This is a genomic window from Halobacterium sp. GSL-19 (assembly GCF_016917855.1).
GTDB lineage: Archaea > Halobacteriota > Halobacteria > Halobacteriales > Halobacteriaceae > Halobacterium > Halobacterium salinarum.
Genome location: NZ_CP070377.1, coordinates 277235 through 294509, shown reverse-complemented (window position 1 = coordinate 294509; position 17275 = coordinate 277235). Strand labels below are relative to the sequence as shown.

Annotated in this window: 17 protein-coding genes; 10 read left to right on the top strand and 7 right to left on the bottom strand. The window is 69.0% G+C overall.

Going from position 1 to position 17275, the window contains the following annotated elements:
* Window positions 1-63: 63 nt before the first annotated feature.
* On the bottom strand, window positions 64-1068 hold the full coding sequence (locus tag JT689_RS03195; RefSeq protein WP_010902294.1) for a phosphate uptake regulator PhoU: 1005 nt from the start codon (window positions 1066-1068) through the stop codon (window positions 64-66).
* Window positions 1069-1294: 226 nt separating this feature from the next.
* Here JT689_RS03195 and JT689_RS03190 point away from each other — a divergent pair, with 226 nt between their 5' ends.
* Genes JT689_RS03190 through phoU form a run of 5 tightly spaced genes read left to right on the top strand, consistent with a single transcriptional unit; the run spans window position 1295 to window position 6584 of the window.
* Window positions 1295-2329, top strand: coding sequence for a PstS family phosphate ABC transporter substrate-binding protein (locus JT689_RS03190; protein ID WP_205251500.1), 1035 nt, complete (start codon window positions 1295-1297; stop codon window positions 2327-2329).
* Between the two features lie 55 nt (window positions 2330-2384).
* Window positions 2385-3344 (top strand): phosphate ABC transporter permease subunit PstC, encoded by a 960-nt coding sequence (gene pstC / locus JT689_RS03185; RefSeq protein ID WP_010902292.1) that lies wholly within the window; start codon window positions 2385-2387, stop codon window positions 3342-3344.
* A 1-nt stretch (window position 3345) separates the two neighbouring features.
* Window positions 3346-5046: a phosphate ABC transporter permease PstA gene (gene pstA / locus JT689_RS03180; protein WP_205251499.1), complete on the top strand. Its 1701-nt coding sequence runs from the start codon at window positions 3346-3348 to the stop codon at window positions 5044-5046.
* Between the two features lie 6 nt (window positions 5047-5052).
* Window positions 5053-5898: a phosphate ABC transporter ATP-binding protein PstB gene (gene pstB / locus JT689_RS03175; RefSeq protein ID WP_010902290.1), complete on the top strand. Its 846-nt coding sequence runs from the start codon at window positions 5053-5055 to the stop codon at window positions 5896-5898.
* 5 nt (window positions 5899-5903) lie between these two features.
* Window positions 5904-6584, top strand: coding sequence for a phosphate signaling complex protein PhoU (phoU, locus tag JT689_RS03170; protein WP_049892486.1), 681 nt, complete (start codon window positions 5904-5906; stop codon window positions 6582-6584).
* 11 nt (window positions 6585-6595) lie between these two features.
* On the opposite strand, the gene JT689_RS03165 is transcribed toward phoU, so the two are convergent.
* Genes JT689_RS03165 through JT689_RS03155 form a run of 3 tightly spaced genes read right to left on the bottom strand, consistent with a single transcriptional unit; the run spans window position 6596 to window position 8746 of the window.
* Window positions 6596-7000 carry a glutaredoxin gene (locus tag JT689_RS03165; RefSeq protein ID WP_012289157.1) on the bottom strand — a complete coding sequence of 135 codons (405 nt, stop codon included), beginning with the start codon at window positions 6998-7000 and terminating at the stop codon, window positions 6596-6598.
* Window positions 7001-7040: 40 nt separating this feature from the next.
* Window positions 7041-7679 (bottom strand): transcriptional regulator GfcR, encoded by a 639-nt coding sequence (gfcR, locus tag JT689_RS03160; RefSeq protein ID WP_205251498.1) that lies wholly within the window; start codon window positions 7677-7679, stop codon window positions 7041-7043.
* The gene (locus JT689_RS03155) at window positions 7676-8746 is read right to left on the bottom strand and encodes a glucose 1-dehydrogenase (RefSeq protein ID WP_010902286.1); all 1071 of its coding nucleotides are present in this window, start codon (window positions 8744-8746) and stop codon (window positions 7676-7678) included. Before JT689_RS03155 ends, gfcR begins: the two co-directional genes overlap by 4 nt.
* Window positions 8747-8830: 84 nt before the next feature.
* Here JT689_RS03155 and JT689_RS03150 point away from each other — a divergent pair, with 84 nt between their 5' ends.
* Genes JT689_RS03150 through JT689_RS03140 form a run of 3 tightly spaced genes read left to right on the top strand, consistent with a single transcriptional unit; the run spans window position 8831 to window position 12278 of the window.
* Window positions 8831-10039 (top strand): HAD hydrolase family protein, encoded by a 1209-nt coding sequence (locus tag JT689_RS03150; protein WP_205251497.1) that lies wholly within the window; start codon window positions 8831-8833, stop codon window positions 10037-10039.
* 48 nt (window positions 10040-10087) lie between these two features.
* The gene (locus tag JT689_RS03145) at window positions 10088-11002 is read left to right on the top strand and encodes a dihydrodipicolinate synthase family protein (protein ID WP_205251496.1); all 915 of its coding nucleotides are present in this window, start codon (window positions 10088-10090) and stop codon (window positions 11000-11002) included.
* A gap of 37 nt (window positions 11003-11039) precedes the next feature.
* The gene (locus tag JT689_RS03140; RefSeq protein WP_205251495.1) at window positions 11040-12278 is read left to right on the top strand and encodes a mandelate racemase/muconate lactonizing enzyme family protein; all 1239 of its coding nucleotides are present in this window, start codon (window positions 11040-11042) and stop codon (window positions 12276-12278) included.
* 22 nt (window positions 12279-12300) lie between these two features.
* Here JT689_RS03140 and JT689_RS03135 read toward each other — a convergent pair whose 3' ends face one another.
* On the bottom strand, window positions 12301-12936 hold the full coding sequence (locus JT689_RS03135; RefSeq protein WP_010902282.1) for a hypothetical protein: 636 nt from the start codon (window positions 12934-12936) through the stop codon (window positions 12301-12303).
* Window positions 12937-12995: 59 nt separating this feature from the next.
* On the opposite strand from JT689_RS03135, the gene JT689_RS03130 reads away from it, so the two are divergent.
* Window positions 12996-14126 carry an MBL fold metallo-hydrolase gene (locus tag JT689_RS03130; protein ID WP_205251494.1) on the top strand — a complete coding sequence of 377 codons (1131 nt, stop codon included), beginning with the start codon at window positions 12996-12998 and terminating at the stop codon, window positions 14124-14126.
* Window positions 14127-14128: 2 nt separating this feature from the next.
* Here JT689_RS03130 and JT689_RS03125 read toward each other — a convergent pair whose 3' ends face one another.
* Window positions 14129-14458 carry a 2Fe-2S iron-sulfur cluster-binding protein gene (locus JT689_RS03125; RefSeq protein ID WP_205251493.1) on the bottom strand — a complete coding sequence of 110 codons (330 nt, stop codon included), beginning with the start codon at window positions 14456-14458 and terminating at the stop codon, window positions 14129-14131.
* A 105-nt stretch (window positions 14459-14563) separates the two neighbouring features.
* Between JT689_RS03125 and JT689_RS03120 the strand changes: the two genes are divergently transcribed.
* On the top strand, window positions 14564-15934 hold the full coding sequence (locus JT689_RS03120) for a geranylgeranyl reductase family protein (RefSeq protein WP_010902279.1): 1371 nt from the start codon (window positions 14564-14566) through the stop codon (window positions 15932-15934).
* Between the two features lie 9 nt (window positions 15935-15943).
* Here JT689_RS03120 and JT689_RS03115 read toward each other — a convergent pair whose 3' ends face one another.
* Window positions 15944-17224 (bottom strand): amidohydrolase, encoded by a 1281-nt coding sequence (locus tag JT689_RS03115; protein ID WP_205251492.1) that lies wholly within the window; start codon window positions 17222-17224, stop codon window positions 15944-15946.
* Between the last annotated feature and the right edge of the window lie 51 nt (window positions 17225-17275).

The window sequence follows — 17275 nt, the reverse complement described above, 5'->3', positions numbered from 1 at the left end:
GTCTACCCGGTAACGTATATGCGTGTGGATATCCGCCGACAGCTGGGGCGGGAGAGGGGCGCGTTAGGGGTTGGGAGTCGGGGCGGCCTTTTGCAGGGCGGTTTCGGCGATGTTGCCGCCGTAGTCGGCGCTTCGGGAGAGTGAATCCACGACGAGGCCGAGGTGTTGGGCGTGGTGAGCGGTGAGGCCGTGGAGGCGGTCGTCGACGTCGCGGGCCTGGTCGTCGATGTCGCGGACTTGTGCGCGGGCTTGGGTGGCGAGGGCGGTGGCTTCGTCGGCGGTGTCCGCGAACAGGGCGTCCATGGCGGTCTCGATGATGTCGGTGGCGTCCGCCTGGAGGGTTTCGAGGGCGTCGACGACGTCCTCGGGGATGTCGTCGTTGAGGTCGTGTGTGGCGGTTGCGATCTTGGTGGCGTGGTCGGCGACGCGTTCGAGTTGGCGGGCGCTGGAGTGGTAGTCGAACGCGACTTCCCGCGTGATGCCGATCTCTTGGGCGACCGTGGGCGAGCGCAGTGCACCCCGGAAGATGCGTGACACGACGTACCAGAGGCGGTCGACGTCGTCGTCGCGGTTCGTGACGTCGCGGGCGATGTCGGGGTCTCGGGTGGCGAGCGCGGTGACGGCGTCTTCGAGCATGGAGACCGCGATGAGATGCATGCGCCGAACGGCGTTGTGGATGGACAGCTCCGAGGAGTCGAGGAGGTCCTGGATGACGACGCGCTGGCTGGTTTCTTCGAGGACTTCGAGGCCGACCAGCCCCTGGGTGGCGTCGCGGATGACGCGGCGCTGGTCGGGATCGATGGACTCGGCTTCCAGGGCGAGCACGTCGAAGCCGCTGACGTACATCGTCATGACTGCGCGCATGAGCTCTTCGCCGTGCATGTCGGTGATCGTCAGCGTTCCTTTGTCGGTGTCGGTGTCGTCGATGGGGGTCAACAGGAGGGAGCCGCTGTCCGGGTGAAACCCCACCTCGTCGCCGGCCTCGACGCTGTGATCGCGCGCCCAGTCTTTCGGGATGGATACGGTGAACGTTGAGCCGCCGGTGACCTGGACTTTCCGTCGTTCCATGCGACCACGTATCGATGCCTGTAATATAAATCCCGGTCACGATACATAGTTACTACACCAAACCACTGTAGAGGAGAATAAAGCGCTTGCAGGCGCTCGGGTCGAAATATACATCGACGACGAGCGTCGAATCGATTCGCGGACATGCGATGTGAACTGTTCCCTATGTACTGCTATATATACGTAATAGCAGAGTACTTATTCACATCGCGGCGAGCATACGACGATGCCAGCAGACGACGCCGAACGCACCACACGTACGCGCCGTCAAGTTCTCGCCGGGATGGGGGCAACCGGCGCGGCAGCGCTCGCCGGCTGCCAGAGCACGTCATCCGAGGATCCCGCCGACGACTCGCTGTCAGGCACCGTCGACTTCGCTGGAAGCTCGACAGTGTTCCCGCTGGCGACCACTATGTCAGAGCTCTTCCGCGGCGGCGACACCGGCGAGGCACACCCGGACGTCAACTTCAACCCCAAATCCACCGGCACCGGTGGCGGGTTCGCCAACCACTTCTGCACCGGTAACGCCGACCTCAACAACGCCTCCCGAGAGGTTCGGGACGCCGAGGCACAGCAGTGTACGGACAACGACATCGAGCCCGTCGAGTTCACTGTCGCGACGGACGCGCTGACCGTCATCGTCAACACGGACCTGGACATCGACAGCATCACCGTCGACGAGCTGCGGAGCATCTGGTCGGCCGAACGCGACACCGAACAGTGGTCCGACGTGAACCCCGACTGGCCCGACGAACCGCTGGAGCTGTACGGCCCGTCGAGCGCCTCGGGCACCTACGACTACTTCATCGAGTCCATCCTGCACGGCGGCGACACGGAGCTCACGCACATCAGCGGCGGGAGCTACACCGGCACCGAACAGGACCGGACCATCATCCAGGGCGTCGAGGGATCGGCGAACGCGATGGGATACCTCGGGTACGCGTACTACTCGAAGAGCGGCGACCGCGTGAAAGCGCTTGCCGTCGACGACGGCGACGGCGAGCCGGTGAAGCCGAGCCTGGAGACCGCGCGATCCGGGGCGTACACGCCGCTTTCCCGGCCGCTGTTCACGTACGCGGCGAAGTCGTCGCTGGCCGAGCCCGCGGTCGCGGCGTTCCTCCGGTTCTGGCTCGAGCACGCCACGAGCGAGGCGATCGTCGCCGACCAAGTGGGCTACGTGCCCCTCAGCGAAGAAGCTCAAGGAGAACAACTGGACGCGCTGACTGAGGCCATCGACGCGGCCGGCAGTGCGGACGAGTAGCGCGTCGCCCCACCCAGCAAAGACTGTATACGTACGCTATGACTGATTCAAACCAATGAGCGGAGACGACCTCGAAGCGGCGCTCACGACGCGCACCCAGAACGCCCCTTCAGAGTTGCTCTCCCGGTCGTTCTTCTTCCTGTGTGCAGCCCTCTCGATCGTGACGACGATCGGGCTCATCGCGTTGCTGGCGACCGAGGCTGCGAAGTTCTTCACGTTCTCCGCGCCGCTGGTCGGCGTCGACGGCGCGACCGCGGGCATCGTGGAGTTCCTTACTGGAACGAACTGGGACCCAACGAACGGCAGTTTCGGCGTGCTCGCGTTGGTGTCGGCGACGCTGATGGTGATGATCGGCTCCTCGATCATCGCGTTGCCGCTCGGACTCGGCACCGCGACCTACCTCAGCGAGTACGCCAGCCCCCGACTCCGGTCGGTCCTGAAGCCCGCCCTGGAGATCCTGGCGGGCATCCCGACGGTCGTGTACGGGTTTTTCGCCGTCATCTACATCACGCCCGCACTGGGCACGGTCCTCCCGGGGTTGAGCAAGTTCAACATGCTCTCGGCGTGCGTCGTCGTGGGCATCATGATCATTCCGATGGTGGCGTCCATCAGCGAGGACGCCATGTCCGCCGTGCCCGACGAGCTCCGGCAGGCGGGCTACGGAATGGGCGCGACGAAACTCGAAGTGTCGACCGGTGTCGTCGTGCCGGCGGCGCTGTCCGGCATCTTCTCGTCGTTCATCCTGGCGCTGTCGCGCGCCATCGGCGAGACGATGGCGGTCACGATCGCCGCCGGGTCGACCGCGCGGTTCCTCAACATCATCGACCCAGGGGCGTACACGGAGTCCGCGCTCCCGATGACGGCGGCGATGGTGAAACTCGTGAAAGGCGACGTGACCGGTGGCGGGCTCGCGTACCGCAGCGTGTTCGCGATCGGGGCCACGCTGTTCGTGATTACGCTCGTGATGAACATCGTCAGTGACGTGATCGCACACCGATTCAAGGAGGAGTACTGAGATGGCAGCCGACACCAGCGACGTAACGGCGGGCTTCGGGCAGGTCAGTCGCACCGCGGGTCGCGTGTTCCGCGCGCTCCTGCTTGCGGCGACCCTGTTCGGCATCGTGTTCGTGACGATCCTGCTGTTGTACGTCGCAAACGACGCGATCCAACCGCTGACCGCCGATCCGGGGTGGCATCTCACGTTCTTCCTCGCGCTCGTGGTGCCGACCGCCGGCGTTGGCGCGTTCGTCTACCGGCGCAGCCAGGCCGCCTTCCAGACCGGCATGCTCGCGCTCGGGTTCGTGGCCGTCGCGTTGCTGTTCAGCGGCGGCGCGGCGATGCTGTTCATCGACATCGTGCGCCCGCTGACGTGGCTGGCGGTTGTGGTCGCACTGGCGGTGCCGGCCGCCATCACCGTCGGCGTGACCGCCTACGACCAGCGGCTGCCGTTCCTCGCACGGTTCGGCGTGACGACTGCGGCGTTCTATCTCTCGCTGTTCGGTCTGCCCGGCCCGCTGGGGACGGTTGCGTCCTGGCTCTCGCAGCTCGGGCTCCCCGTCCCACTGGGAGCGACACTCGGCAGTGTGCGCCTCGTGCCCAGCGTGGTCGACGTGGTGTCCGGGGTGCCGGTTGCGCCGGCCCCGTGGCTGATGCTCGTGGCGACCGTCGGCGGCCCGATCGGGGTCGTCGCGGGCCACGCGGTGGCGCGAGACCGCGGGCGGCGGGCGCGCGTCGCTGCGAGCAGTGCGTTCCTCGCAGTCGTCGCGGTGGCCGGTGTCGTCGGCCCGGCGGTCGGCGTTACGCCGGTGCCGGCGGTGGTCGTCGCGGCGGTCGGGGTGGTGCCGCCTGCTGCGTACGCGGCCGACGTTGCGGTCAACGCCCCGCGCGAGCGGGTCGGACTGGCGGTGCCGGCGACCGTGATCGTGGGGTCGCTGGTCGGCGCCGGGATCGTGTCCGTCGTCGGCTTGGCCGGCCCGCAGTCGTGGGTCGACTGGGCGTTTCTGACGTCCGCGCACAGCACGAACGCCGAATCAGCCGGGTTCTACCCGTCGATCGGTGGGTCGATCCTGCTCATGCTGAGCGTCGCGGTGCTGGCGTTCCCGGTGGGCGTCGGCGCAGCGATCTATCTCGAAGAGTACGCACCGGACAACTGGCTGACGCGTGTGATCGACGTGAACATCTCGAACCTCGCGGGCGTGCCGTCGGTCGTCTACGGGCTGCTCGGGTTCGGGCTGTTCGTCACACACCTCAATCGGCCCGCGGGCACGGTGCTGATCGGCGGCGCGACGCTTGGCCTGTTGATCCTGCCGATCATCATCATCTCCGCGCGGGAAGCCATCCGGTCGGTGCCGGAGGCCCAGCGCGCGGCCTCCGACGGGATGGGAGCAACCAAGTGGCAGACCGTGCGCAACGTGGTGTTGCCGCGATCGTTCTCCGGCATCCTCACCGGCACGATCCTCGCGCTGGGTCGCGCCATCGGCGAGACGGCACCGCTGATCATGATCGGTGCGCCCACGATCAAGTTCTCGCTGCCCACGCAGGTCTCGGAGACGGTCACCGCGATGCCGTTGCAGGTGTACGCGTGGTCGAGCCTCTACGCGACCCCGGATTTCTACACCAAGGTGGTGCCGGCTGGCGTGGTCGTGTTGGTGACGGTGTTGCTCGCGATGAACTCCGTGGCGATCGTGCTCAGGAACAAATACCAATCACATGACTAACCAACGATGACCGAGAACACGGCGGAGACGGCCGACGAATCGAGCGATGGCGGTGTCACCGCGACCACCGGCGCGGCGACGACGACACCGACGACACCCCCCGAGCCGGTGATCAGAGCCAGGGATCTGGATGTGTTCTATGGCTCCGAGCGCGCGCTCGAAAGCGTCGACATCGACATCCCCGAACAGCAGGTCACGGCGATCATCGGGCCGTCGGGCTGCGGGAAGTCGACGTTCCTGCGGTGTATCAACCGGATGAACGACCGCATCGACGCCGCGCGCATCGACGGCGACCTCACGCTGCGCGGGACGAACGTCTACGACGCCGCCGTCGACCCGGTTGCGCTCCGGCGGCGGGTCGGAATGGTGTTCCAGGAGCCCAACCCGTTCCCCAAAAGCATCTACGACAACGTCGCGTACGGCCTCGAAATCCAGGACGTCGAGGGCGATCACGACGAGATCGTCGAGCAGTCGCTGCGGCGCGCGGCGTTGTGGGACGAGGTCAGCCACCAGCTTGACAGCTCCGGGGTGGCGCTGTCCGGCGGCCAGCAACAGCGGCTGTGCATCGCCCGCGCGATCGCGCCCGACCCCGAGGTGTTGTTGATGGACGAGCCCGCGAGCGCGCTCGACCCGGTGGCGACCAGCCAGGTCGAGGACCTCATCGAGGAGCTCGCCGAGGAGTACACCGTGGTGATCGTCACGCACAACATGCAGCAGGCCGCCCGCATCAGCGACAAGACCGCGGTGTTCCTCACCGGCGGCAAGCTCGTGGAGTTCGGGGACACCGACCAGATCTTCGAGAACCCCGAGCACCAGCGCGTCGAAGAGTATATCACTGGAAAGTTTGGGTGATACGTATGGCACGAGACAGCTACCAGGAGAAACTCGACACGTTGCGCGACGACGTCCTGTACATGAGCGAAGTGGTCACCGACCGGCTCCGGATGGCGTTGGAAGCGATGGCCCAGAAAGACGACGACGCCGCCTGGGAGGTCATCGACGGCGACGACGAGATCAACCAGCTGTATCTGGATCTGGAAGACGACTGCATCGACCTGCTCGCGCTCCAGCAGCCGGTCGCGGGCGACCTGCGACTGATCGCGTCGTCGTTCAAGATCATCACCGACTTGGAGCGCATCGGCGACCTGGCGGCGAACCTCGCGGAGTACACGCTGGACGCCGACCGGGACATGTTCCCCGAGGTCGACGTGCAGGCGATCGGCGACCGAACCATCGAGATGGTGACCGACGCGATGGCGGCGTACGCGAGCGCGGACGTCGAGGCGTGTTACGCGATCGCCGAGCGCGACGACGACATCGACGAGCGGTGTCGGAGCGCCTCACAGACGGTGATCCGTGATCTGATCGAGACCGAGATCGACGCCGCCACCGACGACGCCGAGATCGAGGCGCTGATGCAGGACGTTTCGCGGCTGCTGTTGACCGTCCGGGACCTCGAACGCGTGGGCGACCACGCCGTCAACATCTCGGCGCGAACGGTGTACATGGTCGACAACGACGACGAGCTGATCTACTAGCGACGGCCCCGTTAGAACGGCGCGTCGATGTCGGCGTCAAGCGCGGCGTCGTCGGCGGTCGTGTCGACGCCATCGGCGTTGAGTTCGTCCGCGAGGTCGCCGCGGTCGGCGAGCTCCGCGAGGATGTCGCTGCCGCCGACGAACGACCCGTCGACGAACGCCTGTGGGGTGGTCTCCCAGCCGCTGTGGCGCTCCAGGGCGGCCCGGAACTCGTCGGTGCTCTGGAGGACGTCAACGGTGTGGACGTCCGGCCGGTAGTCGGAGATCAGTCGGATGGCGCGCTCGGAGAACCCACACTGGGGGGCGGCGGGCGTGCCCTTCATGAACAACACGACCTCGTTGTTCTCGATGGCGGCGTCAACGATGTCGTCGACGGCGTCCTGTGCCATCGACGAGTCGAGCGGATCGAAGGCCATGTCCCACCGTCGGGGGGCAGCGAGGAAAGGCCTTGCTCTGTCAGTCGTCGCCGCTGCCAACGCGGATGACCTGCAACAGCGCTTCGATCGGCGTGCCGTCGACGTCGCCGAGGCCTTGTTTGTCCGCGAGGACGCCACACGCCACCGGTGTTCCGCCGGCCTCTCGGACGGCCTGGATGGTTTCGGTGATCGTCGTGCCGGAGGTCACGGTGTCGTCAACCACGAAGCAGTCGCGGTCCTCGACGGACGCGAAGTTCCGGGAGAAGCTGCCGCCAAGGTCGGCCATGTCGCCTTCGTCCCACTGGTGTTTGCGGGGCGTGTAGGTCGCCAGGTCGGTCCCGAGTTCGTTGGCGGTGGCCGTGGCGAGCGGAACGCCGGCCTTCTCGATGCCGACGACCAGATCGACGTCGTGGCTGTGATCTCGGAGCGCGTCGGCGAGCGCGACCCCGATGGCGGACAGCCGGGCGCCGGCTTCGCCGATGGTGCTCCAGTCGACGTGGACGTCTCGGGGGCTGTCGTCGGTGTCGGTGGCGGCGACGGACGCGTTGGTGTCGGCGCGCTCGACGAGCCACGACGCGGTTTCCCGGGAGACGTTGAGTTCGTCGGCGATTTCGCCGCGGGAGAGGCCGCGGTCCGCGAGCGCTGCTGCGTCGTCGATGAGGTCGTCGACGTTCTTCATCGGGTGTCGAATTGAACGGCCGTCTTGATGGAGGTTTCGCCGTCCCGGAACGCGTCCGCGAACGCTGCGGTGTCGTGGACGCCGGTGACGATGGCGTCACACAGCCAGTCGGGGAGGGCGGCCAGCGTGTCGGCGGCGGCGCGGAAGTGGCGGGCGTTGGAGTTGACGCTGCCGACCACCGCCTTGTTCTCCAGGACGAGGCTGCGGTGGAGGTCGCTGCCCGGGACTTCGAACGTCCAGCCGGCGGCGGGAACGCCGAGGAGGGCAGCGACGCCGGCGGGGGCGAGCGCGTCGATGGCGTCGAAGGCGTGTTTCGCGTGTCCGGTGGCTTCGTACACCATGTCGACGGGCTGGTGGGCGGCGGGGATGTCGGCGACCGGCGTGGTGCGGGAGTCGATGTAGGTCGCGCCGAGTCGCTCGATGATGTCGATCGTCGGGTCGGGGCGGCTGCGGCGGCCGAGACAGTAGAGCGTCTCGGTGTCGTCGCGGGCGGCGAGGATGGCGAGCGTGAGCAGGCCGAGCGAGCCGTTGCCCAACACGAGCGCGGAGTCCGGCCGCCAGTCGAACGCCGACCGCGAAGCGAGCGCGAGTTCGATCGCTTTCTCGGCGACCGACACCGGTTCCGTGAGGAAGCCGTGGGCGGCAAGCGAGTCGGGGAGCGCGACGAGCGCGTCCGCGGGGCTGGTGAAGTAGTCGGCCATGAACCCGTCGGCGCCGTCGATGCCGCGCTCGACGTACGTGCCGGGGGCCGCCATGTCGGGTTGGCCGCGGTCGAACTGCGGGGTGGGGTCGCCCCGCGGTCGGCGCACGGTCGGCGCGACGAGTTGGCCCGCGGAAAACCGGGTGTCGGTCGGATCCGCGACGACGCCGATGGCTTCGTGGCCGAGCACGAGCTCGTCGGCGTCCTCGGGGAAGCCGCCGTGGGTGCCGGCGATCACTTCGTGGTCGGTGCCGTCGACGCCGACGCGGAGCGTGCGCACGAGCACCGAGCCGGGTGTTGGGTCCGGACGGGGCCGGTCGACCAGCCGTGGTGTGCGGTCGGCCTTCGAGACGACGATTGCGTCCATGGTGGGTGTGTTCTCCGTGGACGAATTAAACGGGTGGGACTGTGGGCGGCGGGGGTTGAAGTGGACCCCAGCCCTCGGTCCGGCATGCAGCTGCACGACCGGTTGTACACGCTCTACGACGAGTTCGACACCGAGAGCCTGCGCGCCCACCAGGAGTTCGTGGACCTCGCGCCGCCAGTCGATTCGCCGGTTGCACTGCAGTACTGGGAGTCAGCAAGCGACGAGCTGGCGGCGCACAAAGACGATATCAGGGCGGCGTTTCCCGCCCACGACGCGTTCGCCGACGTGGCGGCGCGGGCCACCCGCGACCAGGCGTTCACCGCCCTGGACCTCTACGGCAAGTACGGGCGGGCGGTCAACGTGCTGGTCTTGGACGTCGACGAGACGCTGCGGTCGGCGGGCAGCACGGACAACGAGATCCCGCGGGCCACGCTGCATCTGCTCACGGAGTTCCACGAGGCGGGCGTCCCCATCGTCATCTGCACGGGGCAGACGCTGGAAAACGTCAAGGGGTTTTTGAGCCAGGGGTTGGGCAACGAGCTCGTGCATTCCGGGCGGCTGTCGGTGGTGTACGAGGCCGGGACGGGCGTGTTCACGCCGGGCCACGGCGCGGACACGAAGCGGCTGCTGTACGAGGACCTCGGCGACGACGTGCGGGGCGTGTTCGACGACGTGCGCTCGCGGGTGCACACGGCGGCCCCCGAGGACATCCGGCGGGGGTGTCACCTCCAGGGCAACGAGTTCAACGTCACGCTCAAGCCGAACTACGAGACCGGCAGCGAGCGCGCCCGCGGGCTCATCGACAGCGCGCTCGTGCATCTGTTGGGGTTGCTGGCGGACTGCGTGGGCGCGGACCCGGCGGCCGTGCGGGCGTACTACGCGGACGCCGACCCCGAGATCGCGGCGGTCGTCGCGGCGTCCTCGGCCGCCGTCGGCGACGCCGACGCGCTCGGCGAGGCGGCCGCCGAAACGCTGTCGCGGATCGACGTGGGGTATTACGAGGGGGACGCCGCCGAGATCGCGTCCCGGGAACTGAACAAGGTGGTTGGGGTGCAGGCGGCCCTGGACGTGCTCGGGGTGGCGGATCCGTTCGCGCTCGTGATGGGGGATTCGAAAAGCGACCTGCGGGTGATGGAGCACGTCGACGACCACGACAGCGGCATCGCTGCCGCACCCGAGCACGCCTCGACGCGCGTGCTGGAGCACGTGGCGACGACCGACGAACTCGTCTTCGACGCCGGCGCGGCGGACGAAATCCTCCGGACGGCGTGGGCGCTGGCGCAGTTCGCGTAGCGGGCGTGGCCCGCGGCGCTTATGCTGGTCGCCGCACACCACACACGCATGCCAACGCACGCGCCGGCCCCGGGCAGCGGGGACCCACTGGGACTGCATGGCGTCGTTCCGCCGGTTGTAACCGCCTTCGACGCGGACGAGAGCCTCGACGCCGACACCACCGCCGACCACGCCCGCATGGTCGTGGATGCGGGCGTACATGGGGTGTTCCCGCTGGGGACGAACGGCGAGTTCCCGCTGTTGACCCCGAGTGAGCGCGACCGCGTCGTGACTGCGGTCGTCGACGAGGTCGGGGGCGAGGTGCCGGTCATCGCGGGCGTCGGCGCGCCGTCCACGCGCCAGACGGTCGCCCACGCCGAGCACGCCGCGTCGGTCGGTGCCGACGGGGTCGTGGTCGTGACGCCGTTCTACTACCCGCTGGACGGCACGGCCGCCGTCGAACACTACCGGCGGGTGGCGGCGGCCGTCGACTGCCCGGTGTACGTCTACCACATCCCGTCGAAGACGGGCAACGAGCTGTCCCTGGAGACGCTGGCGGCGCTGGCGGAGATCGACGCCCTGGCGGGGGTCAAAGACTCCTCGAAGGACGTGCCGTGGCTGGGGCAGGCCGTCGACGCCCACCCCGAGTTGACGTTCCTGGCGGGCTCGGACTCCCTGCTTGCGCCGGGCTTGGACGTGGGCTGTGCGGGGCTGGTGTCGGCCGTCGCCAACGTCGCACCGGAGCTGGTGGTGGGGCTGTACGAGGCCTACGACGAGGGCGACCGCGAGCGCGCCAGGGCGCGCCAGTCCACCGTCTACGAGGTGCGGGCGGCGCTCAAGCGCGGCCCCTACATGGCGGGGGTGAAGGCCGCCCTGGGGCTGCGGGGGTTCGACGCCGGGCCGCTGCGGTCGCCGCTGCGCGGGCTGGACGACGACGACCGGGCGGCGCTCGAAGCGGACCTCGCCGACCTGGGGCTGCTGTGAGCAGGAGTTTTACACCGTGGCGGGCGAACGCGCAGCCATGAGCGAGGACTACGCGGACCTCCACGATCCGAACGCGGAGTACACCATGCGCGAGCTGTCCGCCGAGACGATGGGCGCGGACAGCGGTCGGCCCGCACCGCGGGATCTCGAAATCACGGACGTCCAGACCACGATGGTGGACGGGAACTTCCCGTGGACGCTGGTGCGCGTCTACACCGACGCGGGCGTCGTCGGGACGGGGGAAGCCTACTGGGGGGCCGGCGTCCCCGAACTCATCGAGCGCATGACGCCGTTCGTCGTGGGCGAGAACCCCCTTGACATCGACCGGCTGTTCGAGCACCTCGTCCAGAAGATGAGCGGTGAGGGCTCCGTGGAAGGCGTCACGGTGACCGCGATCTCGGGCATCGAGGTCGCGCTCCACGACCTCGCCGGGAAGGTCCTGGGCGTCCCCGCCTACCAGCTGCTCGGCGGGAAATACCGCGACGAGGTGCGGGTGTACTGTGACTGCCACACGGCGGCGGAGGCCGACCCCGAGGCGTGCGCCGACGAGGCCGAGCGCGTGGTCGACGACCTCGGCTACGACGCCCTCAAGTTCGACCTGGACGTCCCCAGCGGGCTGGAGAAGGACCGCGCGAACCGCCACCTGCGCCCGGGCGAGATCCGGCACAAGGCCGACATCGTGGCGGCGGTCACGGAGCGCGTGAAAGACCGGGCTGACGTTGCCTTCGACTGCCACTGGACGTTCTCCGGCGGGAGCGCCAAGCGCCTCGCGGCGGAGCTTGAGGCGTACGACGTGTGGTGGCTCGAAGACCCGGTACCCCCCGAGAACCTCGACGTCCAGGCGTCCGTAACCGAGTCCACGGCGACGCCCATCGCGGTCGGGGAGAACCGGTATCGCGTGACGGAGACGCGCCGCCTCATCGAGAACCAGGCCGTCGACATCGTCGCGCCCGACCTCCCGAAGGTCGGTGGGATGCGGGAGACGCGGAAGATCGCGGACGTGGCGAACCAGTATTACGTTCCGGTGGCGATGCACAACGTCGCCTCGCCGGTGGCGACGATGGCGAGCGCGCACGTCGGGGCCGCCATCCCGAACGCGCTGGCCGTCGAGTACCACTCCTACGAACTGGGCTGGTGGAGCGATCTCGTCGCAGAGGACATCATCGAGGACGGCTCCATCGAGGTGCCCGAACGGCCGGGGCTGGGCATCACCCTGGACATGGACGCCGTCGAGGAACACATGGTCGACGGCGAAACCCTGTTCGACGAGGCGTGACCGCGGCGCGCCGGGACAGCGATCAGCAGACCGACTTGGCGTCGACGCCCATCCCGTTGAGGGCGGCGACGTACTCCTGGTAGGCGGCGTCGACGGCGTCGGCGGCGGCATCGGCGGCGCGCGCCCAGTCGTCGTCGCCGTCGCAGCACGACGCCAGCGCGGCGGCGGCGTCGGCGGTGTCGGCGCTGGTGTCGCGTCTGAGGTCGCGGAACAGGTCCGCGCGGTCGTGGGCGGCGTCGTTGACGAAAAAGCCCACGAACTGCGCGAGCGTGCGGTCGGCGACCAGCCCGCGGCCGACCACCGCGCCGAGGCGGGTGGTGTCGTCGGGCCGCTCGCGGAGGTAGTCGTGGATCGCGCCCGGGTCGGCCGCCGTGTCGGCGTCGTCGGCGTCGAGCGCCGCCGTAACCCGGTCGTAGTGGTCCCGTTCGGTGGCGGCAAACGAGTCGCAGGCGGCGGCTGCGGCGTCGGTGTCGGCGGCGGCGGCGAGCGCGTCGAAGGTGTCGGCGGCGGCGGCCTCGCTGGCGGCGGCGCGCGCGAGCACCGTCGGCGTGGTGAGGTCCGCGCCCGTGATCGCAACCAGGCGCTTGGATGACCCCAGGCGGTCGAGGGCGGTGCGTGTGCGGTCCGCGACTGCGTCCGGGAAACGCTCGGCGTTCATGGGGTGGGTTGGTCGCCGGTGAACGTGAGCTTTTGCCCCCAGGCGATGTAGGGGCGCGTATGCCTGCACCCACGGTGTCGGTTCGTGATCTCTACAACTGGCTCCAGGCGGACCGCGAGGTAGACGTGCTCGACGTTCGTGACCGCGCGGAGTTCGACGCGTGGTGCGTCGACGGCCCCGGCGTGACGGCGCGACACACCCCCTACATGGAGGTCGTTGCCGCCGGTGTCAGCGGCGACGCAGCGAGCGTGGTTCCGGACGGTCTCAAGGAGCCGGTGGTCGTTGTCTGTGCGGTCGGTGAGGCCAGCGCGGAGGTCGCCGAATCCCTCCGCGCGGAGGGCGTCGACGCCGTGAACCTGGAGGGCGGAATGGACGCCTGGGGGGCGTTCGTCACCAGCCACGACCTCGGTAACGGCGTGGTGCAGTTCGAACGCCCGTCGAGTGGCTGCCTGTCGTACCTGCTCGTGGACGGCGACGCGGCGGCGGTCGTGGATCCGCTGGCGGCGGCCGTCGACGCCTACGTCGAGGCGGCGGCCGCCCGCGGCGCGACGATCACACACGCCATCGACTCGCACGTGCACGCCGACCACGTGTCGGGCGTGAGGGGCCTGGCCGATGCGACGGCCGCCGCGCGCGTGCTCCCGGCCGGCGCGACCGAGCGCGGCCTGGCGGTGGACGCCGACGTGCTCGCGACCGACGGGGACGAGATCGCGGTCGGCGACCGCACGCTCGGGGTCACGCACGCCCCCGGACACACGTCCGAACACCTCGTGTTCTCGTGGGGCGACGACCTCCTGACGGGGGACTGCCTGTTCTTGGACGGTGTCGGCCGCCCCGACCTGGAGGACGCCGACGCGGCCCGCGAGCTCGCGGGCCGCCAGTACGACACGCTCGGGGCGCTGACCGCGACCGCGGACGAGCGGCGGGTGATGCCCGGCCACGTCACCCCATCGACGACCCACGACGGACGCGACGGCGGGGTGGTGGGGTCGCTGGCGGCCGTTGCGGCGGAGCTGTCGATGCTGGATCTGGATCGAGCGGCGTTCGTCGATCACGTGACCACCGGGCTGCCGCCGCGGCCCGCGAACGACGAGGCGATCGTGGCGGTGAACCTCGGCGAGACGGCGATCGACGAGGACACCCTGGCGTTGGAGCGGGGGCCGAACAACTGCGCGGTGTCGGGTGACTGAGCTCAGTCGTCGTCGGCGGCGGCCTGGTCGGCGACTGCAGCCTCCTCCTCGATGCTGGGCGGGTACTTCCCGCGGTCGAGTACGAGATCCGTCTGTGGGCGCGCCATACACGTCAGGGCGTACTCGTCGGCTTCCGCGTCGGTGAGGCCGCGGGCGGCCGGCTGGGTGACATCGCCCGATTCGATTTTCGCGGAGCACGCCAGACACATGCCGACCCGACAGGAGTACTCCTGGGCGATGCCCTCCCGCAGACACGCCTTCAGGATCGTTTCGGTGTCCGACACCTCGATGGTTTCGCCGGTGCCGGCGAACTCCACGGTGTACTCGGTCATACGGCCCACGCTTGCAGGAGTGTGGACAAAACGCTTTCCACCCTGCGAGCGCGGGCCGTCGGTGTCGTCATAAAGAGTTTTGCTCGCGGACGGCAACTCGCGAGTATGCCTGCTCACGAGTACGACGTCGTCGTTGTTGGCGCTGGAACCGCTGGCTGCTATGCCGCGGCGACGGTCGCCGACGCGGGCTACGACGTCGTCGTTGTCGAGCGGAAATCGGCGTCGGAAGCCGGGCACATCGCGTGTGGGGACGCCCTCAAGGGCGCGGACAACTTCCCCGATGTGATCCCGAAATCCCAACTCGAACCCGCGTTCACGAACACCGGCGTCGACCACGGCCGGTTCGAGATCCCCCGCGAGGACACCGTCCTCAACATCCCCGTCCCGGGGGAGCTTGCGGTCATCGACCGCCGGGAGTACGGCCGGTGCGTGATCGACGGTGCCGAGCGCACCGGTGTCACGTTCAGCTACGACACCGTCGTGGAGTCGGTCATCCAGGACGACGACGGCCGGGTCACGGGCGTCACCGGCATCCGTGACGGGCGCGGCCACGAGTTCACCGGCGACATCGTGATCGACGCCGCGGGGTCGCTGTCGATCCTCCAGGACAAAGTCGACGTGTCGGGGGCGACCTTCGACACGAACGTCTCGTACTCGCAGTTCTGTTCGGCGTACCGGGAGATCGTGGAGGTGCCCGAGCCCGTCGAGTGGGACGACGCGCTCGTGTTCAAGCCGACGGATCGCGCCGCCGGCTACCTCTGGTATTTCCCGCGCACGGACACGGAGATCAACGCCGGGCTGGGGTTCCAGATGACCGAGGAGCCGATGACGCTGGTCGACGACCTGAAGGCCGACCTCCAGCAGCGCCCCGAGTTCGAGGGGGCCGAAGTCACCGACAAGCTCGGGGCGGCGCTGCCGACGCGGCGGCCCTACGACTCCGCGACGGCACCCGGGTTCATGGCGGTCGGGGACGCCGCGGGTCACGTCAACCCGACGACCGGCGGCGGCATCGCGGGCGCGGCGTACGCCGGCACCTACGCCGGCGAGCGCGCGATCCGCGCCGCCGAAACCGGCGACGTGTCCGAATCGATGCTGTGGGAGTACAACGAGCACGTCATGGACCACTTCGGCGCGCGGTACGCCGCCCTGGACGTCTACAACATCATGTCGACGGCCATCGACGTCGACGACCTGATGGGGCTGTTGGCGGCGCTGCCCGGCCAGAAGCTGGCCGAAGCGCTCTACGACGGCAGCACCCAGTTCGGGCTCAAGCTCAAGCTGGTGACGGCGCTGAAGTCCTTCGGGTACTGGTCGGAGATCATGGATTTCTACCGCGCGAAACAGCAGGCCGACCGGCTGCTCGATCACTACCGGGCGTATCCGAGTTCCCCCGACGGGCTCGCCGACTGGCAGGCCCGCCGCGACGACATCATGCAGTCAGTGTACGACGTGACGGGCGCGGACGCCAAATACTGACAGGGGGCGTCAGGGCCGCGTCTCCGCGACCCGCGTGATCGCGGTGGCGAGCGCGCCGACGCCGATCCGAAGCGACTGCTCGTCGACGTCGAACGTCGGCGTGTGGTGGCCGCCGGGGTGGTCGGTGCCGACACAGACGTAGCACGCCATGCCGCCCGTGTTCTGGACGCGACGCATGAGGTAGGTGGCGTCCTCGCTGCCGCCGAGGGCGTCGCTGTCGAGGACGGAATCAACGCCGGCCCGGTCGGCAGCGACCGCCCCGAAGCAGGCTGCGAGCTCGCGGTCGCTTTCCGCGCTCGGGGCTTGCCCCTCGGTCGCCGTTTCGACGGTGCAGTCGTGCATCTCCGCCGCCGACCGGACGACGCGGTCGGCGTGTGATTTCATGTACTCCATCAGCGCCGTCGTTTCCCCGCGCACCTCCCCCTCCAGGAAGGCGCTGTCGGGGACGATGTTGGGTGCCGTGCCGCCACCGACGCGGCCCGCGTTCACGCGGGTTGCGCCGCCGTCGTGGCGCGGGATCGCGTGGAGGTTCTGGATCGCCGTCGCCATCGCCTGGATGGCGTTGCGGCCGTCCTCGGGGTGAGAGCCGGCGTGCGCGCCGGCCCCCGTGAAGTCGGCGCGCAGGTGGCTGACCGCGAGGAAGCCGTCGACGCCGGCAACCACCTCCCCGGTGGGGTGATCCAGGCCCAGGTGCACGGCGTACAGATAGTCGACGTCGTCGAGGTGGCCGCTCTCGGCGATTGGTTTGCCGCCGCCGGCGCGCTCCTCGGCGGGCTGGAAGACGACCTTCAGCGTGCCCTGGAAGTCGCTGTCGGCGACCGCCGCGAGCACGCCGACGCCGATGGTGGCGTGGCCGTCGTGGCCGCAGGCGTGCATGCAGCCGTCGTGCTCGGATCGAAACCCCGCGGCCGCGGGGTGGTGGTCGTCAGCCTCGCTTTCCGTGACGTACAGCGCGTCGATGTCCACGCGCAGCCCCACTGTCGGGCCTTCGCCGCGGTCGAGGACCGCGATCGCGCCCGTGTGGCCGCCCGCCATCGAGTCGAGCAGCGCCTCGTCGACGCCCGCGTCCCGGGCGGTTGCCCGCCAGTCGGCGAGCGTGTCGTCGTCCGGCACCGCCATGCGCGCGTCGGACGCCACGGCCTGCGGGCCGACGTGGAGTGTGTCGACGCCGATGTCCTCGCAGGCGTCGACGACGCGAGCGGTCGTCTGGAACTCACACCACGCCGGCTCGGGGATCCCGTGGAGGTCGCGTCGGAGTCGAGTCAGCACCGCAGGATCAGTGTAGTCCATACGGTATGTGGCGTCCGGTGACAGTTTAAATGTGGGAGTCGCTCAGAGGCC